The sequence below is a fragment of the Pantoea sp. USHLN298 genome (assembly GCF_037149395.1).
GTDB lineage: Bacteria > Pseudomonadota > Gammaproteobacteria > Enterobacterales > Enterobacteriaceae > Pantoea > Pantoea astica.
Genome location: NZ_JBBCRO010000001.1, coordinates 664008 through 683372, shown reverse-complemented (window position 1 = coordinate 683372; position 19365 = coordinate 664008). Strand labels below are relative to the sequence as shown.

The window sequence follows — 19365 nt, the reverse complement described above, 5'->3', positions numbered from 1 at the left end:
CTGACCTTGCTCTGAACCTGACCCCGGCCTGCAAGCCGGGGTTTTTTTTATGCCTGTTTTCTGTGGCTCAGCTGGCATACAGGCAAAAAAAATCCCACCCTCTTTTATCAGGAGGATGGGAGAAACTAAGCGCACCCGGTTAAAGTACGCTCAAATTTTCAGGTCAGATTATGAATTCAGCTGGAACAGGGACATCTTAGACATATCGGTAAAGGTCTTGTACGACGCCTGCAGCGCCGTCTGCTGCATGGTGTAACTGGAAATCGCCTGGGTATAATCCACATCCACCAGGTCGCTCATCTGCGAGCTGTAAATCACGTTACGATCGTCGCCCTGGGCATCCAGCGTATCGAGTTCCGACAGCTGAGTCCCGATTTCGGAGCGCACGGTTAAGACGTTGTTCAGCGAGTTGCCAAGACCGCGGTTGGTTTTATCCATCGCATCCTGGAACGTCTGTTTAGTGGCGGCATCCGCATCATCCTGCGGCACTTTCAGCGCGGCAATGGCGCTATCCAGCATGGCGAACAGGTTGGTTTCGCTGGCGCTGCCGTCCGGCTCTTTGGTGGCATTGCCGGTGATCGCCATGAAGATATCGTCACCGGTATGGCCGACGGTCATGCTGCGGCTGCTGTCCACTTTCTGAGTAATAGCATCGGTTCCGCCCGCATAGCTCACGCCAGTGCCGGCGCCATCTACAAACGGCGCGCTGTCAGTTTTGTAACCGGCAAAGATATAACGACCGTTGGCATCCTGGCTGTTAGCCTGGTTGAGTAACTGGGCGCGGATACCTTCGAGCTGGGTCGCAATCGAGCCACGGTCATCGTCACTCAGCGTGCCGGTTGAACCGTTGACGATCAGCGTTTGCGCATCCTGAATACTGCCGGTCACGCCTTTCAGCGCGTTTTCTTCCAGCGATAATCCCTGGTTAGCAAAAGTACGCGCCAGCGCGTACTGGCTGCTCTGCGACTGCGTCTGCGACAACACCACCGCGCGTGAGGCGGCAATCGGATCGTCCGATGGATTGGTGACCCGGCGGCCACTGGAGAGCTGTTCGCCCACTTTCAGCCAGGAGGCTTGCGAGTCGGTAATTCCACGCACCTGCTGGTTAAATATCATATTTGTACTGATTCGCATGCTATCCCCTACCCTTAGCGAATATTGATCAATGCATCAAAGATGGTGCTGGCAGTCTGCAGTACCTGCGCATTTGCCATGTAATATTGCTGATATTTTGTCAGGTTGGCGTACTCTTCATCGAGGTTAACCCCGGAGACCGATTGCTGCCGTTCGGTGAGCTGACTGACCACGCTTTCCTGCGTGGTGCTGGTGGTTTCCAGCGAGCTGGTTTTGTTGCCGACGGTGCTGACGATACTGGCGTAAGCCTGTGCCAGCGTGGCGTTGCCGCCCACCAGTTTGCTGTCCTGCAGGTTCAGCAGTTTCTGCGCATTACGGTTATCGCTTTCGCCACCTGTTGCACCGGCAGCGGCGATTTGTGATTCGCTGGTGATAGCCACTGACATGTCGTTAATCGCGTTCTGTACCGGCTTCACCAGGAAACTGTCTTTGGCAGCCGGCGCAGGGGTGGAGCCGACGGTCAGCTTCAGACCGTCAAAACTCAGCGTGGTGTCGCCGTTGCTCTCGTTGACCCGGTTAATGGCAACGGAGACGCCGTCAGACGCGCGGGTCGCGGTCCAGTTGCTGCCGTCATAGCTCAGGGTGTAGTTAGAGGCTTTCAGCGCACTGGTGTCGGTCCACTCAGCGGTCACCGAGGCTGCGGTGCTGTTTTTGCTGTTACTCACCACGGTCGGCGTGCCGATATTAAAGAAATCGACGCCCTGATCCCCGTTGCTGTCAAAGCCCTGCTTATGCACGGTGTTAAAGCTGGTGGTAAAGGCAGCGGCCAGCTGGCCGAGCTGGTTCTGCGCCAGATCGAGATCCTGCGAGCGGAACGCCAGCAGGCCACCGAGCGAACCGGTGGTAATCAGTTTTTCCGGGATCTCAACATTACCGGCCTGTTTGTCCACATAGCCAATGGTGGTGCGGGTCGGATCGCTGCTGGACGTCATGGCCACCAGCTGGTTTGATTTGGTGCCGTTGACCAGCGTCAGGCCGTTCGCCATTGAAACGCTATAGCTTCCATCCTGCTCCGACACGGTCACGCCGACCACATTGTTCAGGTCGCTGACCAGCTGATCGCGCTTGTCCAGCAGGTCATTCGGTGCGGTACCGGTGCCGGTCGTCAGTCTGGCGATCTGCTTGTTCAGATCCGCAATCTGCGTGGTGTAGGTATTGACCTTATCCACGCTGGAGCCAATGTCGCTGTTAACGCTGTTCTGCATGCTGGTCAGATACTGCGAAGTAGTCTGGAACTGGCTGACCAGCCCCTGGGCGTTGCTCAGCATTGACTGGCGCGCCGACGGATCGTTGGCGTTACTGACCACGTTCTGCAGGTTGGTAAAGAAGCTCTGAATCGAGGTCGACAGACTGGTGGTCGAGGTCGATAACAGATCGTCGATGTTAGAAATCTGGCTGTACTGGGTGCTTACCGCACTGTAGTTCGCGCTGGAGCCGCGCAGCTGGGCGGCGATAAACGCATCATATTCACGCTGAACGCCGGTCACGTTAACCCCGTTGCCATAGTAGCTGTTGCCCTGCAGGGTGCTGTTAGCCTGGGCAAGGATAGTGGTCTGGCGTGAATAGCCCGCCACGGTGTAGTTGGTAATGTTGTTGCTGGTGGTGCTCAGGGCGGCCTGCGCGGCACTCAATCCGCTCATCGCGGAGTTAATTATGCTGGACATCTCGGTTCCTTACATTCCCCGTCAACCGGGCTGGCAGTCATCAAAGTGGGCGCCAGCAGGCGAAAACGCATCTGGCTTATGATGGTGTTATCGGCGTGCTTAAGTGAAACTTGAGGCTAAATGATCAGAACAGGTCACCTAAATCCTGGCTGTAGGCTTTAACGACTTTTTCGCCCATGTTCTTGAATTGCTGAATCATTCCCACCAGCTTCTGTGCATATTTGGGATCGGTGGCGTAACCCGCCGCCTGCAGTGCCTGCGCGCCCTGCTCGGCGCTTGACGCGTTAGCCACGGCGGCATAGCGGGGATTATTGGTAATCAGTTTGACGTAATCCGTCAGCGCTTCGAAATAGGAGTTGTAAACCCGGAAGCTGGCGCGCACTTTCTTCGCTTCGCCCTGCTCATATTCGGTGGTCATGATGTCGGTGGTTTCGCCTTTCCAGTCACCGCTGGCTTTAATGCCGAATACGTTGTAGCTCGGCTTGCCATCGCGGGTCAGGATCTGGCGCTGGCCCCAGCCCGACTCCAGCGCCGCCTGCGCCAGAATCAGATGGTGCGGAATACCGCTCTGCTGACTGGCGGCCTGCGCCGGTTGTGTCAGCTGCGCAATAAACTCGCGGCTGTCGGTTGGCAGGCCGGTCGGTGACGAGACCGGAAGACGCGGCATGGCTTTGCGCACCATCTGCTCCAGCTGCTGCGCCGGTTGTTGCACCGCGCCGACGGTGCTGAGAATAAAGCTGTTATCCAGCTTCATCGGCACCGTGCCAGCTTTCTCATCCGGTGCGGTGGCGGGCTGCATCTGCTTAACGATGGTTTCCGCCAGTCCGAGGCCGCGTTTGCCCATCTCCTGCGCAATCTGCTGATCGTACATTGAGGTAAAAAGTTTGGTTTGTTCGTTGCTCATCATTCCATCCTGCGGCAACGCCTCACGCATGCTTTTCAGCATCATCTGTACAAACATCCCTTCGACCTGACGGGCGACCTGCAGCGCTTTCCCTTTCGGATCGCCGCTGGCCTGGTGTTTCAGTTCGTTCAGTGAGCGGCTGTCGTAAGCCGCACTCATCAGAGATTGCGTATCCGTCATCAGATAATTTCCAGTTTGGCGCGCAGACAACCGGCGCTCTGCATCGATTGCAGAATCGACATCAGCTCAATAGGCGATGCGCCCAGCGCGTTCAGCGCACGCACCACGTTGTTCAGGTTGGCACTGGCATTAACACGCTGCAGCGCGCCACCGGTCTGACGCAGATCGATCTGGGTCTGGGTGGTTGCCACCGTCTGACCACCGGCCAGCGGCGTATCTGGCTGACTGACGTTCTGCTGCTGATTGACGGTCACCGACAGGTTACCCTGTGCCACTGCACACTGATTCAGCGTCACTTCGCGGTTCATCACCACCGAACCGGTACGGGAGTTGATGATCACTTTCGCATCCTCAACCGGTATCGAAACGTTGATGTTCTGGATATCCGCCAGCAGACGCACCTGGGCACCGTTATTCGGTGAGACGCGGATCTGAACGGTTCGGGCATCCAGCGGCTGGGCGGCACCGTAACCGCCACGCGCGTTAATCGCATCGGCAATCCGCTGCGCCATTGAGAAGTCTTCGCTGTTCAGCTGCAGGTTGATGGTGTTCTGCGAGCCAAAGTTGCTTTGCAGTTCCCGCTCAACCGTTGCCCCGCCGGTAATCCGGCCGCCGTTCAGCTGGTTAACCTGCACGCTGCTGCCGCCTGCCGACGCGCCCGCACCGCCGACCAGGATGTTACCCTGCGCTAGCGCATAAACCTGGTTATCGACCCCTTTCATCGGGGTCATCAGCAGCGTACCGCCGCGCAGGCTTTTGGCGTTACCCAGTGACGACACCACCACGTCCAGCGTCTGTCCCTGACGGGCAAACGCCGGCAGTTTGGCGGTCACCATCACTGCCGCCACGTTTTTCAGCTGCATGTTGGTGCCGGTCGGCACGGTAATGCCGAGCTGTGACAGCATGTTGCTCACCGTCTGGGTGGTGAACGGCGTCTGGGTGGTCTGGTCACCGGTTCCGTCCAGCCCGACCACCAGGCCATAGCCAAGCAACTGGTTTTCACGCACGCCCTGTACGGTGGTCAGATCGCGAATTAAATCGGCCTTTGCCAGCAGGCTGACGCCCAGCAGCAGCGCCACTCCGATTCGCAACAGCGTTAACTTTTTCATTGAAACCTCTTACATCGGCGAGATGTTCAGGAAGAAACGCTGCAACCAACCCATGGTCTGCGCCTCATTGATATAACCGTTTCCGACGTACTCAATACGTGCATCGGCGACGGCGGTAGATAACACGGCGTTGCTGGCGCTGATGGTGCGTGGGTTAACCACGCCCGAGAAGCGAATGAACTCCGTGCCCTGATTAATGGCGATCTGTTTCTCGCCCACCACGTGCAGGTTGCCGTTCGACAACACCTGATCCACGGTGACGGTAATGGTGCCGGTAAAGGTGTTGTTGGCGGAGGCGCCGCCTTTACCTGCGAAATCATTTTTGCCTTCGGCGCCAAAGTTGGCTTTCTCGCCACCGGCACCCACCAGTCCTGCCAGCCCGGTCGGAACCGCGCTTAAACCGAAGCTGTTGCTGCCATCGCGGCTGGCATTCGCCGAGGAGCTTTTGCTGGCACTGACGTTTTCCTGCAGCGTAATCGTCAGAGTGTCGCCAATGTTGCGTGGGCGGCGATCTTCAAACAGCGGCTGATAGCCGTAGTTGAGCGGCGCAACGCCCTGGAAAATTGAGCCGTTTACCACCGGTGGCGCGGACGGCATCGGCTGCGCCGTGGTCGCCCCTTCTACCAGCGGTGTACGCGGTACCAGTGCACAACCGTTAAGGGTTAGCAGCAACGAGGCGACTAACCAATGTCCAGGCTTGAGAATCTGTTGCTTCGCCACGGAGTCACGACCTTATCAATATCTGTTCTTCAGGCCAGCCGGAGCTGGCCCTGCTGTGGATTAAATCTGAGTCAGTTTCGCCAGCATCTGATCGGAGGTGCTGATCGCTTTGCTGTTGATTTCATAGGCGCGCTGGGTCTGGATCATGCTGACCAGCTCTTCCGCCACGTTGACGTTCGACGTTTCGGTATAGCCCTGGTAGAGCAGACCCGCGCCATTCTGGCCAGGGGTGCTGTCGGTGGGTGCGCCCGATGCCTGCGTTTCCTGATAGAGGTTTTCACCCACGCTATCGAGACCGGCATCGTTCATAAAGGTGCTCAGGGTTAACTGGCCGACCTGGGTCGCCTGGGTCTGTCCCTGCTGCGTCACGCTCACTACCCCATCACGCGCCACGGTGATGCTGGTGGCGTTGGCCGGAATGGTGATGCCTGGCTGCACCGGGAAACCGGAGTTGGTCACCAGCTGGCCGTTCTGATCGACCTGGAAAGCGCCGTCACGGGTATAAGCCGAGGTGCCATCCGGCATCTGAATCTGGAAATAGCCCTGACCATTAATCGCGATATCTTTCGAGTTGCTGGTCTGCGACAGGTTGCCCTGGGTATGCAGACGTTCAGTGGTCACCGGACGGACACCGGTACCAATCTGCAGGCCAGAAGGCAGCGTCGTCTGTTCTGACGACTGGGTGCCCGGCTGACGCATGGTCTGATACATCAGATCTTCGAACACCGCACGCGAACGTTTAAAGCCGTTGGTGCTGACGTTTGCCAGGTTGTTGGCAATCACGTCCATGTTCATCTGCTGTGCATCAAGACCGGTTTTCGCGATCCATAAAGAACGAATCATGTTGTTATCCTCGCGCCTTAGCTGCTCATGTTCAGCAGCTGGTTGGCTTTTTGTTCGTTTTCATCGACGTTAGTGATGACTTTCATCTGCATCTCAAAACGTCGGGCGTTGGCGATCATGTCGACCATGGTTTCCACCGGTTTCACGTTGCTGCCTTCCAGTACGCCAGGCATCACCTGCATGGTGGGGTCAGCCTGCAACGCCGCACCGCGCGTGGCCTGGGTGGCCGCTGTCGGACGGAACATGCCGTCGTCGCTGCGCTGCACCTCTTTGCCGGTGGCGCGCACCAGCTTGAGCTTACCGAGCTGGACAGTGGCATTCGGCGCATCGCCGGCATTCAGGCCGGTGATGGAACCGTCGGCGGCAATGGTGATTTCCGATCCCTGCGGGATCACAATCGGACCGCCATCACCCATCACAGGATTGCCCTGAATCGTCAGCGTACCGTTCGGGCTGATTTGCATGTTGCCGTTGCGGGTATAGGCTTCGCTGCCGTCAGCGGTACGCACCGCCAGCCAGCCATCCTGCTGCACCGCCACGTCGAGTGGGCGCTCGGTGTAATCCATGGTGCCCTGACTCATATCGGCGCCCGGCGTTGACGCCGTCACCAGCGTGCGGGTCGGCAGGGACCAGCCATTGACCGGCACCGCACGCAGCGCATTAAGCTGCGCACGGAAGCCTGGCGTTGAGGCGTTGGCGAGGTTGCTGGCGGTAACCGCCTGCTGATCCAGCGTCTGGCTGGCCGCGCCCATCGCGGTATATATCGCGTGATCCATAAAGCAATCCTGTTAGCGAATTAACGTAAGTTAACCAGCGTGTTAAGAATCTGGTCCTGAGTTTTGATGGTTTGCGCGTTCGCCTGATAGTTACGCTGCGCCACGATCATGTTCACCAGCTCTTTACTCATGTCGACGTTAGAGGCTTCCAGCGCGCCGGCAGTCAGTGAGCCGAAGGTGCCGGTGTTCGCCAGACCAATCGCCGCCTGACCTGAAGCGTTAGAGGCAGACCAGACGTTATCGCCCTGTGACTGCAGGCCTTCCGGGTTAGAGAAGCTTGCCAGGACGATCTGACCCAGCAGCTGGGTTTTCTGGTTGGAGTAGGTGCCGGTGATGGTGCCGTCATCGTTGATGGCGTAGCTGGTCAGATCGCCAGGCGCATAACCATCCTGAGTCGGGCTGCCAAAGGTGGTGCTGCCGGTGTTCTGCTGCAGGCTGCCCAGCATGCTCAGGGTGATCGGCTGATTGGCCACCGCGCCGTTAGCGGCGGCAGTCTGGCCTGGTGCCGGTACGTTAAGGGTTAAGCCTACGGTGCCATCGGTGCTGCTGCTGACCACGGCGCCATTGGCGTCCAGCTTGTCCATGCTGGTCAGTTTGCCGCTGGTATCGAATGCCATTTTGAAGTCACCCGCGGAGTAGCCGGTGTTGGCGTCGATAGCGTGCACGGTCCAGCTGTTGCTGGCGGTGTCTTTGACAAAGTACATGTCGAGCGCATGGTCGTTACCCTGCGAGTCGAACACGGTCGCCGTGGTCTTTTTGTTATAGCTGTCGGCGTTGGCGGTCGAGAAAGTCGTGACCGTCGGGGCAGTGTCAGTGGAGTTCAGGTTCGCAACCAGGCCGGTGGTGGTGGTCGCGCGTGCCGGCATCTGCTCGGTCGGAATGCTGATCGCAACCGGGTTTGCGCCCGCCTGGATGGTGGCCGGTGAGCCGCTGGCCGGATAACCGGTCACGTTCAGGCCCTGGGTGTTGATCAGGTTACGGTTGGCATCCAGTGTGAACTGACCGTTACGCGAATAGTAAACCGCGCCGCTGGTGTCCGTCATACGGAAGAAACCGTTGCCGCTCAGCGCGACGTCGAGGCCACGGCTGGTGGTGGTGGTCGAACCGTCGTTAAAGTTCTGAATCACCGCAGCAACTTTGGTGCCGAGGCCGACGTTAGAACCGGCAAACATATCGGCAAAGGCGATGGTGCTTGATTTAAAACCCGCTGTCGCGGAGTTGGCGATGTTGTTACCGATGACATCAAGGTTACTTGAGGCAGCGCCAAGGCCGCTGACCGCTTGGGAAAATGACATGTGTGTGTCTCCTGTCTACAGGTTAATCAGAGAATCTGACGTACTTCGTCAAGGGAAGCGGAGCCCATGGTGCCGAGATCCAGTTTTGTGGTGTCGTTCGCGGTACTTACCCCATTGACGTAGGCGTAGTTAAGCGGTTGTGCCACCAGTTGTGTGCTGCCATTGCTTGCCGCAATCGCAACGCTGTATTTACCGTCTGGCGCGGTGGAGCCGTCGCTCAGTTTGCCGTCCCACGAGAAGGTATGAACGCCAGCGCTGAGTGCGCCGAGGTCAACGGTATCGATCACCGAGCCGTTAGCATCTTTAATCGTGGCGGCGGTTGCGGTTGAGGCCGACGCCAGCTCAACACCAAACGGCGTGGTGGTGCCGCTGCCGACCAGTACCTGCGAGCCGTTGACCATTACGCCATGCCCAATCAGCGTGGAGCTTTGCAGCGACTGGCTGGTGCTGATCTGGCCGGAGATCGATCCCAGCGTGGTGTTCAGTTTTTCAATTCCGCTCAGGGTATTGATCTGCGCCAGCTGAGTGGTCAGCTGGCTGTTGTCCATCGGATTGGTGGGATCCTGGTTCTGTAACTGGGTCACCAGCATGGTGAGGAACTGATTCTGCAGATCCTGCGCGCTGTTGCCGGTGCCACTGGTGCTGGAAGAGCTGAGGACCGTGGGGTCCAGCTTCTCGTTAACGCCTACCGCGATAGCCATAATTTTTCTCCGTTATTGCCCGATCGTCAGGGTTTTCATCATCATCGACTTCACGGTGTTGAGCACTTCGACGTTAGCCTGGTAACTGCGCGACGCTGACATGGTGTTGACGGTCTCAGAGACCACATCCACGTTCGGCATCTTCACGTAGCCTTTGGCATCTGCCATCGGGTTACCTGGGTCATACACCAGTTTTGCCGGGGTCGGATCGTCGACCACCTTCGCCACTTTTACGCCGCCGGTGGCCGCGCCAGGTGCCGCATCGGTCTGAAACACCACCTGTTTAGCGACGTAGGGTTGCCCATCCGGGCCGGTAACGCTGTCGGCGTTGGCCAGGTTACTGGCACTGACGTTTAATCGCTGTGATTGCGCGGTCATCGCTGAGCCGGCAATGTCAAAAATGTTCAGCAAGGCCATAATTATTGCCCTTGTAACACGCTCATCATGCCTTTGATCTGGCTACTGATAAGGGTGAGGTCGGTTTGATATTTCAGGCTGTTATCCGCGAACTGGGTACGTTCACGGTCCATATCTACTGTGTTGCCGTCGGCGGCTGGCTGATCGGGAATGCGATAGAGCATATCCATCGACGGTGCCGAGTTGGTCTGTGCTTCAATGTGGCGAGCTGACGTGACTTTTAACGCCATGCTGCTGCCTTCCGCACGACCATTGGCCATCACCCGACTCAGCTCGCTGGCAAAGTCGATATCCCGGGCCTGATAACCAGGGGTATCGGCGTTGGCAATGTTTGACGCCAGGATCTCCTGACGTTGAGCACGCAGGTTGAGGGCTTCCGTACCAAATTTCAGCGCCGCATCCAGTTTGTCGAGCATGGTTCCTCCGCAAATGAGAATTTCGAGCTGGCAGCTTAATTTGGAAAAGCAAGAGGTGATCGTCTGAATAAGGCCAAAAACCCATGCTATTTTGACTCTTGAATAATTTTTGCTGCGCGTAGACTTGTTGCCATCATCAGTGAGGAAAAGCACATGCGTGGATATCAAACCCTGCTGGCCAGCCTGCTGGTCCTGATCGCCCTGCCGGTGACGGCCGGGGATTTCAGTGCGCAACTGGAACAATTTTTTAAAGCCCGTGATGCGCAGCATGCCGCAGGCATGAAGGTGGTGGTCCGGACGCCGCAGGCCCAGTGGCCCGACTGCGATACGCCAGCATTTACGCTGCCAGGCAATAGCCGCCTGTGGGGCAATATGAGCGTGGCGGCAAACTGCGGTGAGAACCGCCGCTACATTCAGGTCCAGGTGCAGGTCACCGGGTCTTACCTGGTGGCTAACCGGCTGTTAACGCGGGGCAGCAGCGTCAGCACGGCTGATTTCAGCCTGCAGACCGGCCGGCTGGACGTTCTGCCAGCGCGTTCGCTGCTCAACGATGAGGCGGTAGCGGATGCGGTGGTACTGCGCGATATCCAGCCAGGCCAGCCGATTAACCCGTCGATGCTGCGTCAGCCGTGGCGGGTCAAGGCGGGTCAGAATGTGATGGTGATTGCCAGTGGCGACGGATTTGACGCCAGCGGTGAGGGTAAGGCGCTGAACAATGCTACCCAGTCACAATGGGTACGGGTACGGATGGGAAACGGGCAGATCGTTAGCGGTCGGGTGCGGGATGATGGGAATATTCTTATAACACTATAAAGCGTTAAAGAAGCCAGTTGTTCTGCCGATAGAAGAATCAACTAAGCAATTACGCTATTCTGATTCAGGTGGCAGACTCCCCTGACCGTACAGGAGCTTGAATATGAGCATCGACAGAACGCAACCGCTGAAACCCGCCAGCACCGTACAGAGCCGCGATACCAGCGAGCCCGCCACGCCTAAAGTGCGTCAAAGCACCACGCCGGCGGCCAGCACCACACCCGCCGCCGCGCAGGTCAGCCTGAGCAGCGCTCAGTCACAGCTGATGCAGCCGGGCAGCCAGGACATTAACGTCCAGCGGGTTGAACAACTGAAAACCGCCATTCGTAATGGCGAACTGAAAATGGATACCGGCAAGATCGCCGACGCGCTGATTGCCGACACTAAGGCGTATTTAGAGGGTAACTAGTCCCCATGAGTAACTTGCTGACCACATTAGATAAGATGCAGGATGTGCTGGCATCGCTGTCGACCCTGCTGGACGAAGAACAGCAGCAGCTGTCGGCCGGAAACATTAACAGCAACCTGTTGCAGCGCATTACCGAAGATAAAGGCGCGCTGCTCAGTACGCTGAACTATCTGGATGAGATGCGCCGGACTGCCGAGCAAAGTCTGGCAACCCAGGCACCTTATCGTGGTCAGAACGAGATGGCGAGCCGCTGGCAGCGCATTGAGCAGCATACCCGTCGCCTGCAGGATGCCAACGTGCATAATGGCATGTTGCTGCAACATCAGATTCGTTTTACCCAGGATGCCCTGCAGGTGCTGAAACCGCACCAGACTCAGGCTTTCTATGGCCCGGATGGGATGGGTAAAGGTCAGGCGACGCTCAGCCGCAAAGCCTGACGGCTGACTGAGCAAAAAATCCTGCCAGGTGCCTGATGCTCGTCAGTTAAGGTTACCTTTGCAAAGGCTGTCACGATCAAACGTGGCAGCTTTTTTTTGGGCGCGATCGTGCCGCAGTGCGGGCCTGATCACCTCTGCTCTTGTGCCCTTTTTAACAGCACGCACTGAAGTTTCAGAGCAGGCTGGGGCCGATCAGGGGCAGGCAATCCGCAGCGCTGAACGGAATGAGTCTGCCAGGAGAGCCCGCAGGACGCGGGCGAAAGGCGGGGCGGCACAGGATGTGCCATCCCCGGCGGTCCGTCAGGCAGAGGAATGACGTGAAGGTACCGCGCAGCGGCGCGAGGACCGCCAGCCCCTGAGCGGCACCAGACTGCGTTCTCACCCGTCGCTTAACTGATCAGCATTACGCCAGGTGCGGGATTTTTCGCATCCGGACTGTATATCCGGACTATGCATCCGGACTGTATATCCGGACGTTGCTGTTACACCGCAGTGCGTCGCGCATAGTCGCGCAAGCGGAAGCCCAGCAGCCCGAGCGTCAGGAAGTACGCCCCACCGCCGACCGCACAGACCGCCGCCAGACGCAGCAGCCGCCACAGCATCACGCCCTGTTCCCACGCCGGCATCCATTGCAGCATCGCAAACAGCGCCGCCGCCATCGCCAGTACCGCGATCACCAGACGGATCAGAAAACTGGCCCAGCCGGGCTGCGGCATAAAGATCTGCTTTTTGCGCAGTTGCCAGTAGAGCAGCGCCGCGTTGAGACAGGCAGCCAGGCCAATCGACAGTGACAGGCCCGCGTGCTTCAGCGGACCGATAAATGCCAGGTTCATCAGTTGCGTCATAATCAGGGTGACTATCGCAATCTTCACCGGGGTTTTAATGTCCTGCCGCGAATAGAAACCCGGTGCCAGCACTTTCACCACAATCAGACCCATCAGTCCGACTGAGTAAGCAATCAGTGCGCGCTGGGTCATCGCCGCATCAAAGGCGGTGAACTTGCCGTACTGAAACAGCGCAATGGTCAGCGGTCCGGAGAGCATCCCCAGCGCCACGGCACTGGGCAGCGCCAGCAAAAAGCAAAGCCGCAAACCCCAGTCCATCAGCCGCGAATATTCATCGTGATTGCCGCTGGCAAAACTTTTCGCCAGCGACGGCAGCAGGATCGTTCCCAGCGCCACGCCGAGTACGCCGGACGGGAACTCCATCAGCCGATCAGCGTAATACATCCACGAGACCGATCCCGAAACCAGAAAAGAGGCGAAAATGGTATTGATGATCAGGGAAATCTGGCTGACCGAGACGCCAAGAATCGCCGGCCCCATCTGACGCATCACCCGCCAGACGCCTGCATCGCGCAGGTTCAGCCGTGGCAGTACCAGCATCCCGAGTTTCTTCAGGTGCGGCAGCTGGTAGCCAAGCTGCAGCACGCCGCCTGCCACTACCGCCCATGCCAGCGCCATCACTGGCGGATGAAAATGCGGCGCGGCAAACAGCGCGAAACCAATCATGCTGACGTTAAGCAGCGTCGGCGCAAAGGCCGGGACCGAAAAACGGTTCCAGGTATTCAGCACCGCGCCCGCCAGTGAGGCGAGTGAAATCAGCATGATATAGGGAAAGGTGACGCGCAGCAGCGAACTGGTCAGGGCAAACTTGTCTGCGCTGTCGGCAAAACCCGGCGCAGTGATCATAATCACCCACGGCGCGGCGATCATCCCCGCCACGGTGACCAGCGCCAGTGCCAGCGTCAGCAGGCCAGAGACGTAAGCGAGGAACAGGCGCGTTGCCTCTTCGCCCTGCTTGCTTTTATATTCCGCCAGGATCGGCACAAACGCCTGTGAGAAGGCCCCTTCAGCAAAAATTCGCCGCAGCAGATTAGGGAGTTTAAAAGCGACAAAGAACGCATCGGTCGCCATTCCGGCGCCAAACACCCGCGCCACAATGGCATCACGGGCAAAGCCCAAGACGCGGGAAAACAGGGTCATGGAACTGACCGCTGCCAGCGATTTCAACAAATTCATAATTGACGGCGCATCCTGAAAAGAATCGGCAAAATGAGAGACTTAGCGCGGGCATCCTGATGATGCCCGGCGATAGTCTACTGCCACGGCGGGAAATGACCAGCACGGAGTGTTACAAGGCATTATGACGGCGTTGCGTCACGCCACAGTTTTTCCACCACCCGCTGCGCCATCAGGGCCTGTTCGCCGCTGGTTTCAGGCATCGTCTGATTTTGTACGCACTGGATAAAATGGTGCGCCGCGCCGCTGAACCCGCGCTGCACCAGATGGCTCTGCCAGGCTGGCGGTGGCGCAATCAGCAGGCCGGCTGCCGTTTCTTCCTGCCAGTCACGCATTTCGCTGATATCGATACATTTACTGTCGCACACCGCACTGATCCGCTCGCGCTGACTGCCTGCGCGCCGGTGCATACTGGTGGTGACTGGCACGCCGCCCAGGTTGAAATGGTGCTCAGCGTAAAGCATCTCTCCCTGAGGAGTGGTGGTAATCCGCCCCTGAACCTCACTAAACGGCTGACCGCCAAGCCACAGCGCGGTATCCACCACGTGCAGATAGTCATCAAGCAGGGTGAAACGCAGATCGTGCGGCCCGACGCTGTCGCTACGGTGCTTTTCGATGCGCAGTGAGGCGACCCTATTCATCTCCGCCCGGAGTTGCAGATAGCGCGGGGCAAAGCGGCGATTAAAGCCCACCATCAGTTTGCGCTGCTGCTTTTCAGCAAGCTCAACCAGCGCTTCCGCCTGATCGAGCGTTTCCGCCAGCGGCTTATCGACGCAGACATCTTTCCCCGCCAGCAACAGCGCTCTGACCACCTGATAGTGGCTCGCGGTGCTGCTGTGAACAAACACCGCGTCGCAGGCCGCCGCTAAATCGTCGAGCGAGCTGAAACAGCGCATCCGGAAACTGTCGCAAATCGGCTGGGCTTTGGCCTGATTTGGCGAAAACGCCCCGACCAGCGACCAGCTGGACGCGGCTGATAACACGGGCAACCAGGCTTTCTGCGCGATCCCGCCCAGTCCCACCACGCCAATGCGTAACGTCATTTTAGCTCTCCGGTTGCAGCAGTTGAGTAAGTTGCGCCTGCAGTTGCGCTACCTGATGTTCCAGCGCCGCGACGCGAGTCGAAAGGTCGTCCTGATCCGCGCCCGATATCGGTTCTGGCACCTCAGCGTCATCGCTCAGCAGATGAATAAAACGGTGTTCGCGCTTGCCCGGCTCGCGAGCCAGACGCATCACCCTGGCGCTATCCTCACGCTGCAACAAGGCGTCGAGCGTCTGCTCCACTTCGCTGACATCGCTGAACTCATGCAGACGTCCGCTACGGGTGCGCAATTCACCCGGCGTCTGTGCGCCGCGCAGCAGCAGCAGAGTCAGCACGGCCACTTCTGCGCTGCTGAGCTTTAGCGCGCCAAAGGCGGAGTTGCAGAAGCGCTGTTCATACTTCATCACCCGCTGGCCCGATCCACTGCTGACGGTCACCAGATGCCGTTTTTCCAGCTGATCGAGCTGATCCTGCACCTCCGTCTCGCTGAGATTCATCACCGGTTCACGGTTCGATTTCTGATTACAGGCGCTGACCACGCCATTGAGAGAGAGCGGATACTGTTCCGGCGTGGTGACCTGCTTCTCCAGCAGGCAGCCCAGCACACGCAACGCCTGCGCCGACAACGTCAATTTCATTCCCGATTCCTTATGATTATCCACGCCGATCCGACGTCCATTCCCGCCAGGTTAATGCTGTCAGGACGTGATCCTGCCAGCGGCCGTCGATCAACAGATAATCTTTGGCGTAACCCTCTTTTTCGAATCCGAGCCGCGCCAGCAGATCGCCGCTGCGCTGGTTGTGTGGCATGTAGTTGGCCATGATGCGGTGAATATGCTGCTGACGCTGCATATAGCGAATAGCGGACTGCAGCGCTTCGAACATCATGCCCTGGCCCTGCCATTTCTCACCCAGTGAGTAGCCCAGGTAACAGGCGTGAAACGACCCACGCAGCACGTTGCTGAAGTTCGCCACGCCGCGCACTTCGGTTTCTTCGCTGTCCATCAGAATGAAGTAGAATGCCGATCCCTGCTTATGCATATCGGTAATCAGCCCCAGCCGCGCCTGCCAGCCAGAGGGATAGCAGTGGCTTTCATCGCGCACCGGTTCCCACGGTTTTAAAAACAGGCGGTTTTCCGCGTAGTAATCTGCCAGCCGCCAGGCATCACGCTCGTGAACCAGACGGACCACCAGCCGGTCGGTGGTTAATCGCACCCTGGGCGCGGCAGAACGATAGCCAAACATCCTGACTCCTGAAATCAATGGCTGATAAAGATGAGCCGTCATTACCCTGTATTCACTATAACCGCCGCCTGGGCTGCGGTAAAATGTTACCCGCGATTGCGCTGCAAAGGCCTTGATTTTGCGCGGTTATCACCCTTCCTCAGCGGGCTGAGCCACGCCCATGATCCCCGTGGTAGCGGCGAGCAGGCCATCTGCTGCCAGCCGGTTTGCCCTGCTGCTTAATCTCTTCCATACTTTTTGGCGAGCCCGAAAACAGAATGAATTGATGCATTCTGCCAAACAGAGGAGATCAGGATGAAGCTGTATATCTACGAACACTGCCCTTTCTGCGTGAAGGCGCGGATGATTTTCGGCCTGAAAAATCTGCCGGTTGAGCTGGTGGTGATGCTGAATGATGACGAAGAGACGCCAAAACGACTGATCGGCCAGAAGATGGCGCCCATTCTGCAGAAGCAGGATGGCAGCGCGATGCCAGAGAGCATGGATATCGTGCATTATGTCGATCGACTGGAGGGCGAGCCGCTGATCACCGGCGCGCTTAATCCTGCCATTGCCGACTGGCTGCGTCACATGAACAGTTACGTTAACAAACTGCTGTTGCCGCGCATCGCAGAGGCGCCGTTTGCCGAATTTGCCACGCCGGAAGCACGCGACTATTTCCGTAATAAAAAGCAGGCCAGCATCGGCGATTTTACCGAGCTGAAAAGCCATGCGGCCGGTTTGATCAAAAACGTCAGTGGCGACCTGCGCCAGCTCGACAAGTTAATTGTTCAGCCAAATGCAGTGAACGGCGAACTCTCTGAAGATGACTTTAATCTGTTCCCGCTGCTGCGCTCCCTGACGCTGGTTGCAGGCATCGACTGGCCCGCCAGAGTGGCGGAATACCGCGATAACATGGCCAAACAAACTCAGGTCAACCTGCTCTCCTCCATCGCCCAGTAACGGCTGCCGGATGAGAAACCGCTCGCGTTTCTCATCCCTTTCCTGATGACACCTGTAACGCATTCAGGCACGCTATGCCCTGTTCAATAGCTCCGTCATTCAGGATAAAAATCGATGAAAAAGGGTTTTTCCGGCCTTGCCGCTCTGTTACTGGTGCTGCTGGTTAGCGGCTGTAATCAACTGACGCAGTACACCATCAGCGAACAGGAAGTGAACCAGGCGCTGCAGAAACATAACAACTACGAGAAGGACATCGGGGTTTCCGGCCTGGTTAACGCGCACATCGTGCTCAGCAACCTCACCAGCCAGATTGGCCGGGAAGAGCCAGGCAAAGTCACGCTCGCAGGCAATGCGAAGATCAATGTCACCTCCCTGTTCGGCCCGCAACAGGCCGATATGCAGCTGAAGATGCGTGCCCAGCCGGTGTTTGATCAGCAGCAGGGCGCGATCTATCTGCGCGATATGGAGATTGTCGATGCGCAGGTGACGCCTGACAAAATGGCCTCGATCATGAAGACGCTGACGCCCTATCTCAATCAATCCCTGAAAAGCTATTTCGATCAGCAACCCGCTTACGTGCTGAGTACCGATCGCAGTAAAGGTGAGTCGCTGGCGAAAAAATTTGCCAAAGGGCTGGAAGTGAAACCGGGTGAACTGGTGATCCCGTTTACTGACTGACGATCTGCCGCGCCATCCGGCGCGGATTTTCGTCCGACGACAAAAAGCAGGTGCAAACGGTTGCCTGAATCCTTATGCTTAGACCCCGGCCTAAACGTGCCTTTCGTTTCCACTCTGCCGGAGCCTCATTGATGACTGCACAACCTCAGCAACTTACCATCCGCCGCCCTGACGACTGGCATATTCATCTGCGTGATGATGCGATGCTTGAAACGGTCCTGCCCTATACCAGCGCGGTCAATGGTCGTGCCATCGTGATGCCCAATCTGGTGCCGCCGGTAACCAGCGTAGCGGCAGGTGAAGCCTATCGCGATCGGATACTCGCGGCGCTGCCCGCTGATCACGCCTTCACGCCGCTGATGACCTGCTACCTCACCGATTCACTTGACCCGGATGAGCTGGAGCGGGGCTTTACCGCTGGCCTGTTTACCGCCGCCAAACTCTATCCGGCTCACGCCACCACCAACTCCAGCCACGGCGTCACCGATATTGCCGCCATCGCCAGCGTGCTGGATCGGATGCAACAGCTGGGGATGCCGCTGCTGGTTCACGGTGAAGTGACCCACGCGCATATTGATATTTTCGACCGGGAAGCGCGCTTTATTGAGACAGTGATGATGCCGCTGCGCCAGCAGTTCCCGGCCCTGAAAGTAGTGATGGAGCATATCACCACGAAAGAGGCGGCCGAGTATGTCGCCGCCGCGGATGAGACACTGGGCGCGACGATTACTCCGCAGCATCTGATGTTTAACCGTAATCACATGCTGGTGGGCGGGATTCGTCCGCACCTCTATTGCCTGCCGATCCTCAAGCGCAATGTGCATCAGGAGGCGCTACGTAAGGTGGTCGCCAGCGGCCATCCGCGCTTCTTCCTCGGCACCGATACCGCGCCACATCTGCGCCATCTGAAAGAAGCGAGCTGCGGCTGCGCCGGTGTCTTCAGCGCCCCGACGTCGTTAGTCGCCTACGCCACGGTGTTCGAAGAGCTGGATGCGCTGTCGCATTTTGAAGCCTTCTGCTCTGAAAACGGCCCACGTTTTTACGGCCTGCCGCTTAACGACACCACCGTGACGCTGGTACGGGAACCGTGGCAGGTCCCGGAGAGCATTGCGCTCGGCAGTGATTCGCTGGTGCCGTTCCTGGCCGGTGAAACCCTGAACTGGCGTATCGCATAATTTCACTTGCCTCCGGACCGGTAATACTGTAAATATGTACAGTATCTTATCTGGAGGCTCCCATGCGCGTTGAAATTACCGTATCGAATACCCGACCTCTTCCTGCGGGTGCCATTGAGGCACTGAGCGACGAGCTGTCGCGCCGCATTGACGAACAGTTCCCGGACAGCACTAATCACGTGAAAGTGCGCTACGCCAGCGCCAATAACCTTAGCGTGCTGGGCGGTGGCAAAGAGACTCGCGATCAGATCAGCGAAATCCTGCAGCAAACGTGGGAAAGCGCTGACGACTGGTTTATTACCGATTAACCGCCTCTGTGCTGTTTTTGCCGGGTGTCGCCACCCGGTTTTTTTATCTTTTCTCCCCTCTCGCACTTCCCCAATCCTGCATCTAGACTCTGAATGATCAATGCCCTATCCTTGCGCTCGTCATGCATAACAGGAG

The 19365-nt window shown here is 57.8% G+C and carries 22 protein-coding genes; 7 read left to right on the top strand and 15 right to left on the bottom strand.

Features of this window, described 5'->3' with window-relative positions; genetic code table 11:
* Positions 1-168: 168 nt before the first annotated feature.
* From flgL to flgB, 11 genes are all read right to left on the bottom strand, one after another.
* A complete protein-coding gene (gene flgL, locus WFK59_RS03345) occupies positions 169-1134 on the bottom strand; it encodes a flagellar hook-associated protein FlgL (RefSeq protein WP_233984634.1) in 966 nt (321 codons plus the stop codon).
* A 14-nt stretch (positions 1135-1148) separates the two neighbouring features.
* Positions 1149-2798 carry a flagellar hook-associated protein FlgK gene (gene flgK, locus WFK59_RS03340; RefSeq protein WP_336754997.1) on the bottom strand — a complete coding sequence of 550 codons (1650 nt, stop codon included), beginning with the start codon at positions 2796-2798 and terminating at the stop codon, positions 1149-1151.
* 124 nt (positions 2799-2922) lie between these two features.
* Complete coding sequence (gene flgJ / locus WFK59_RS03335; RefSeq protein ID WP_233984636.1) at positions 2923-3882, bottom strand: flagellar assembly peptidoglycan hydrolase FlgJ; 960 nt, start codon at positions 3880-3882, stop codon at positions 2923-2925.
* Positions 3882-4991 carry a flagellar basal body P-ring protein FlgI gene (locus WFK59_RS03330; RefSeq protein WP_233984637.1) on the bottom strand — a complete coding sequence of 370 codons (1110 nt, stop codon included), beginning with the start codon at positions 4989-4991 and terminating at the stop codon, positions 3882-3884. The genes flgJ and WFK59_RS03330 overlap by 1 nt, the downstream gene beginning before the upstream one ends.
* A gap of 9 nt (positions 4992-5000) precedes the next feature.
* Positions 5001-5711, bottom strand: a complete 711-nt coding sequence (locus tag WFK59_RS03325; RefSeq protein ID WP_031376561.1) for a flagellar basal body L-ring protein FlgH — start codon at positions 5709-5711, stop codon at positions 5001-5003.
* 60 nt (positions 5712-5771) lie between these two features.
* Positions 5772-6554 (bottom strand): flagellar basal-body rod protein FlgG, encoded by a 783-nt coding sequence (flgG, locus tag WFK59_RS03320; protein WP_233984638.1) that lies wholly within the window; start codon positions 6552-6554, stop codon positions 5772-5774.
* A gap of 17 nt (positions 6555-6571) precedes the next feature.
* Complete coding sequence (locus tag WFK59_RS03315) at positions 6572-7330, bottom strand: flagellar basal body rod protein FlgF (protein ID WP_233984639.1); 759 nt, start codon at positions 7328-7330, stop codon at positions 6572-6574.
* 20 nt (positions 7331-7350) lie between these two features.
* Positions 7351-8625, bottom strand: coding sequence for a flagellar hook protein FlgE (gene flgE, locus WFK59_RS03310; RefSeq protein ID WP_233984640.1), 1275 nt, complete (start codon positions 8623-8625; stop codon positions 7351-7353).
* 26 nt (positions 8626-8651) lie between these two features.
* Complete coding sequence (gene flgD / locus WFK59_RS03305) at positions 8652-9326, bottom strand: flagellar hook assembly protein FlgD (RefSeq protein WP_233984641.1); 675 nt, start codon at positions 9324-9326, stop codon at positions 8652-8654.
* Positions 9327-9338: 12 nt separating this feature from the next.
* Complete coding sequence (gene flgC / locus WFK59_RS03300; protein ID WP_031376557.1) at positions 9339-9743, bottom strand: flagellar basal body rod protein FlgC; 405 nt, start codon at positions 9741-9743, stop codon at positions 9339-9341.
* A 2-nt stretch (positions 9744-9745) separates the two neighbouring features.
* Positions 9746-10159: a flagellar basal body rod protein FlgB gene (gene flgB / locus WFK59_RS03295; RefSeq protein WP_031376556.1), complete on the bottom strand. Its 414-nt coding sequence runs from the start codon at positions 10157-10159 to the stop codon at positions 9746-9748.
* 153 nt (positions 10160-10312) lie between these two features.
* On the opposite strand from flgB, the gene flgA reads away from it, so the two are divergent.
* The 3 genes from flgA (at position 10313) to flgN (ending at position 11818) form a co-directional block, all read left to right on the top strand.
* A complete protein-coding gene (flgA, locus tag WFK59_RS03290; protein ID WP_094120373.1) occupies positions 10313-10972 on the top strand; it encodes a flagellar basal body P-ring formation chaperone FlgA in 660 nt (219 codons plus the stop codon).
* Between the two features lie 103 nt (positions 10973-11075).
* Positions 11076-11381, top strand: coding sequence for a flagellar biosynthesis anti-sigma factor FlgM (gene flgM, locus WFK59_RS03285; RefSeq protein ID WP_094120372.1), 306 nt, complete (start codon positions 11076-11078; stop codon positions 11379-11381).
* Positions 11382-11386: 5 nt separating this feature from the next.
* On the top strand, positions 11387-11818 hold the full coding sequence (gene flgN / locus WFK59_RS03280; RefSeq protein ID WP_233984642.1) for a flagellar export chaperone FlgN: 432 nt from the start codon (positions 11387-11389) through the stop codon (positions 11816-11818).
* 482 nt (positions 11819-12300) lie between these two features.
* Here the strand turns inward: flgN and murJ are convergent, their stop codons facing one another.
* From murJ to rimJ, 4 genes are all read right to left on the bottom strand, one after another.
* Positions 12301-13839 (bottom strand): murein biosynthesis integral membrane protein MurJ, encoded by a 1539-nt coding sequence (gene murJ, locus WFK59_RS03275; protein WP_233984643.1) that lies wholly within the window; start codon positions 13837-13839, stop codon positions 12301-12303.
* 122 nt (positions 13840-13961) lie between these two features.
* On the bottom strand, positions 13962-14882 hold the full coding sequence (locus WFK59_RS03270) for a Gfo/Idh/MocA family protein (protein WP_336754995.1): 921 nt from the start codon (positions 14880-14882) through the stop codon (positions 13962-13964).
* Position 14883: 1 nt separating this feature from the next.
* Positions 14884-15519 (bottom strand): YceH family protein, encoded by a 636-nt coding sequence (locus WFK59_RS03265; protein ID WP_336754994.1) that lies wholly within the window; start codon positions 15517-15519, stop codon positions 14884-14886.
* A 16-nt stretch (positions 15520-15535) separates the two neighbouring features.
* Positions 15536-16126 carry a ribosomal protein S5-alanine N-acetyltransferase gene (gene rimJ, locus WFK59_RS03260; RefSeq protein ID WP_233984646.1) on the bottom strand — a complete coding sequence of 197 codons (591 nt, stop codon included), beginning with the start codon at positions 16124-16126 and terminating at the stop codon, positions 15536-15538.
* Between the two features lie 294 nt (positions 16127-16420).
* Here rimJ and grxB point away from each other — a divergent pair, with 294 nt between their 5' ends.
* The 4 genes from grxB to dinI all read left to right on the top strand — a co-directional run bounded on the left by grxB (position 16421) and on the right by dinI (position 19229).
* The gene (gene grxB, locus WFK59_RS03255) at positions 16421-17068 is read left to right on the top strand and encodes a glutaredoxin 2 (RefSeq protein ID WP_233984647.1); all 648 of its coding nucleotides are present in this window, start codon (positions 16421-16423) and stop codon (positions 17066-17068) included.
* A 114-nt stretch (positions 17069-17182) separates the two neighbouring features.
* Positions 17183-17746, top strand: a complete 564-nt coding sequence (locus WFK59_RS03250; RefSeq protein ID WP_233984648.1) for a lipoprotein — start codon at positions 17183-17185, stop codon at positions 17744-17746.
* 131 nt (positions 17747-17877) lie between these two features.
* Positions 17878-18921 (top strand): dihydroorotase, encoded by a 1044-nt coding sequence (gene pyrC / locus WFK59_RS03245; protein WP_336754993.1) that lies wholly within the window; start codon positions 17878-17880, stop codon positions 18919-18921.
* Positions 18922-18983: 62 nt separating this feature from the next.
* Positions 18984-19229, top strand: a complete 246-nt coding sequence (gene dinI / locus WFK59_RS03240; RefSeq protein ID WP_003849907.1) for a DNA damage-inducible protein I — start codon at positions 18984-18986, stop codon at positions 19227-19229.
* The last annotated feature ends 136 nt before the right edge of the window (positions 19230-19365 follow it).

Bases quoted from the DNA above. Each gene is read 5' to 3' on its own strand.
- WFK59_RS03330 (WP_233984637.1), bottom strand. From the start codon at position 4,991: ATGAAAAAGTTAACGCTGTTGCGAATCGGAGTGGCGCTGCTGCTGGGC.
- rimJ (WP_233984646.1), bottom strand. From the start codon at position 16,126: ATGTTTGGCTATCGTTCTGCCGCGCCCAGGGTGCGATTAACCACCGAC.
- flgD (WP_233984641.1), bottom strand. From the start codon at position 9,326: ATGGCTATCGCGGTAGGCGTTAACGAGAAGCTGGACCCCACGGTCCTC.
- pyrC (WP_336754993.1), top strand. From the start codon at position 17,878: ATGACTGCACAACCTCAGCAACTTACCATCCGCCGCCCTGACGACTGG.
- flgJ (WP_233984636.1), bottom strand. From the start codon at position 3,882: ATGACGGATACGCAATCTCTGATGAGTGCGGCTTACGACAGCCGCTCA.
- flgL (WP_233984634.1), bottom strand. From the start codon at position 1,134: ATGCGAATCAGTACAAATATGATATTTAACCAGCAGGTGCGTGGAATT.
- WFK59_RS03270 (WP_336754995.1), bottom strand. From the start codon at position 14,882: ATGACGTTACGCATTGGCGTGGTGGGACTGGGCGGGATCGCGCAGAAA.
- murJ (WP_233984643.1), bottom strand. From the start codon at position 13,839: ATGAATTTGTTGAAATCGCTGGCAGCGGTCAGTTCCATGACCCTGTTT.
- flgC (WP_031376557.1), bottom strand. From the start codon at position 9,743: ATGGCCTTGCTGAACATTTTTGACATTGCCGGCTCAGCGATGACCGCG.
- flgB (WP_031376556.1), bottom strand. From the start codon at position 10,159: ATGCTCGACAAACTGGATGCGGCGCTGAAATTTGGTACGGAAGCCCTC.
- flgE (WP_233984640.1), bottom strand. From the start codon at position 8,625: ATGTCATTTTCCCAAGCGGTCAGCGGCCTTGGCGCTGCCTCAAGTAAC.
- WFK59_RS03265 (WP_336754994.1), bottom strand. From the start codon at position 15,519: ATGAAATTGACGTTGTCGGCGCAGGCGTTGCGTGTGCTGGGCTGCCTG.
- WFK59_RS03250 (WP_233984648.1), top strand. From the start codon at position 17,183: ATGAAAAAGGGTTTTTCCGGCCTTGCCGCTCTGTTACTGGTGCTGCTG.
- WFK59_RS03315 (WP_233984639.1), bottom strand. From the start codon at position 7,330: ATGGATCACGCGATATATACCGCGATGGGCGCGGCCAGCCAGACGCTG.
- flgM (WP_094120372.1), top strand. From the start codon at position 11,076: ATGAGCATCGACAGAACGCAACCGCTGAAACCCGCCAGCACCGTACAG.
- grxB (WP_233984647.1), top strand. From the start codon at position 16,421: ATGAAGCTGTATATCTACGAACACTGCCCTTTCTGCGTGAAGGCGCGG.
- flgG (WP_233984638.1), bottom strand. From the start codon at position 6,554: ATGATTCGTTCTTTATGGATCGCGAAAACCGGTCTTGATGCACAGCAG.
- flgK (WP_336754997.1), bottom strand. From the start codon at position 2,798: ATGTCCAGCATAATTAACTCCGCGATGAGCGGATTGAGTGCCGCGCAG.
- dinI (WP_003849907.1), top strand. From the start codon at position 18,984: ATGCGCGTTGAAATTACCGTATCGAATACCCGACCTCTTCCTGCGGGT.
- flgN (WP_233984642.1), top strand. From the start codon at position 11,387: ATGAGTAACTTGCTGACCACATTAGATAAGATGCAGGATGTGCTGGCA.
- flgA (WP_094120373.1), top strand. From the start codon at position 10,313: ATGCGTGGATATCAAACCCTGCTGGCCAGCCTGCTGGTCCTGATCGCC.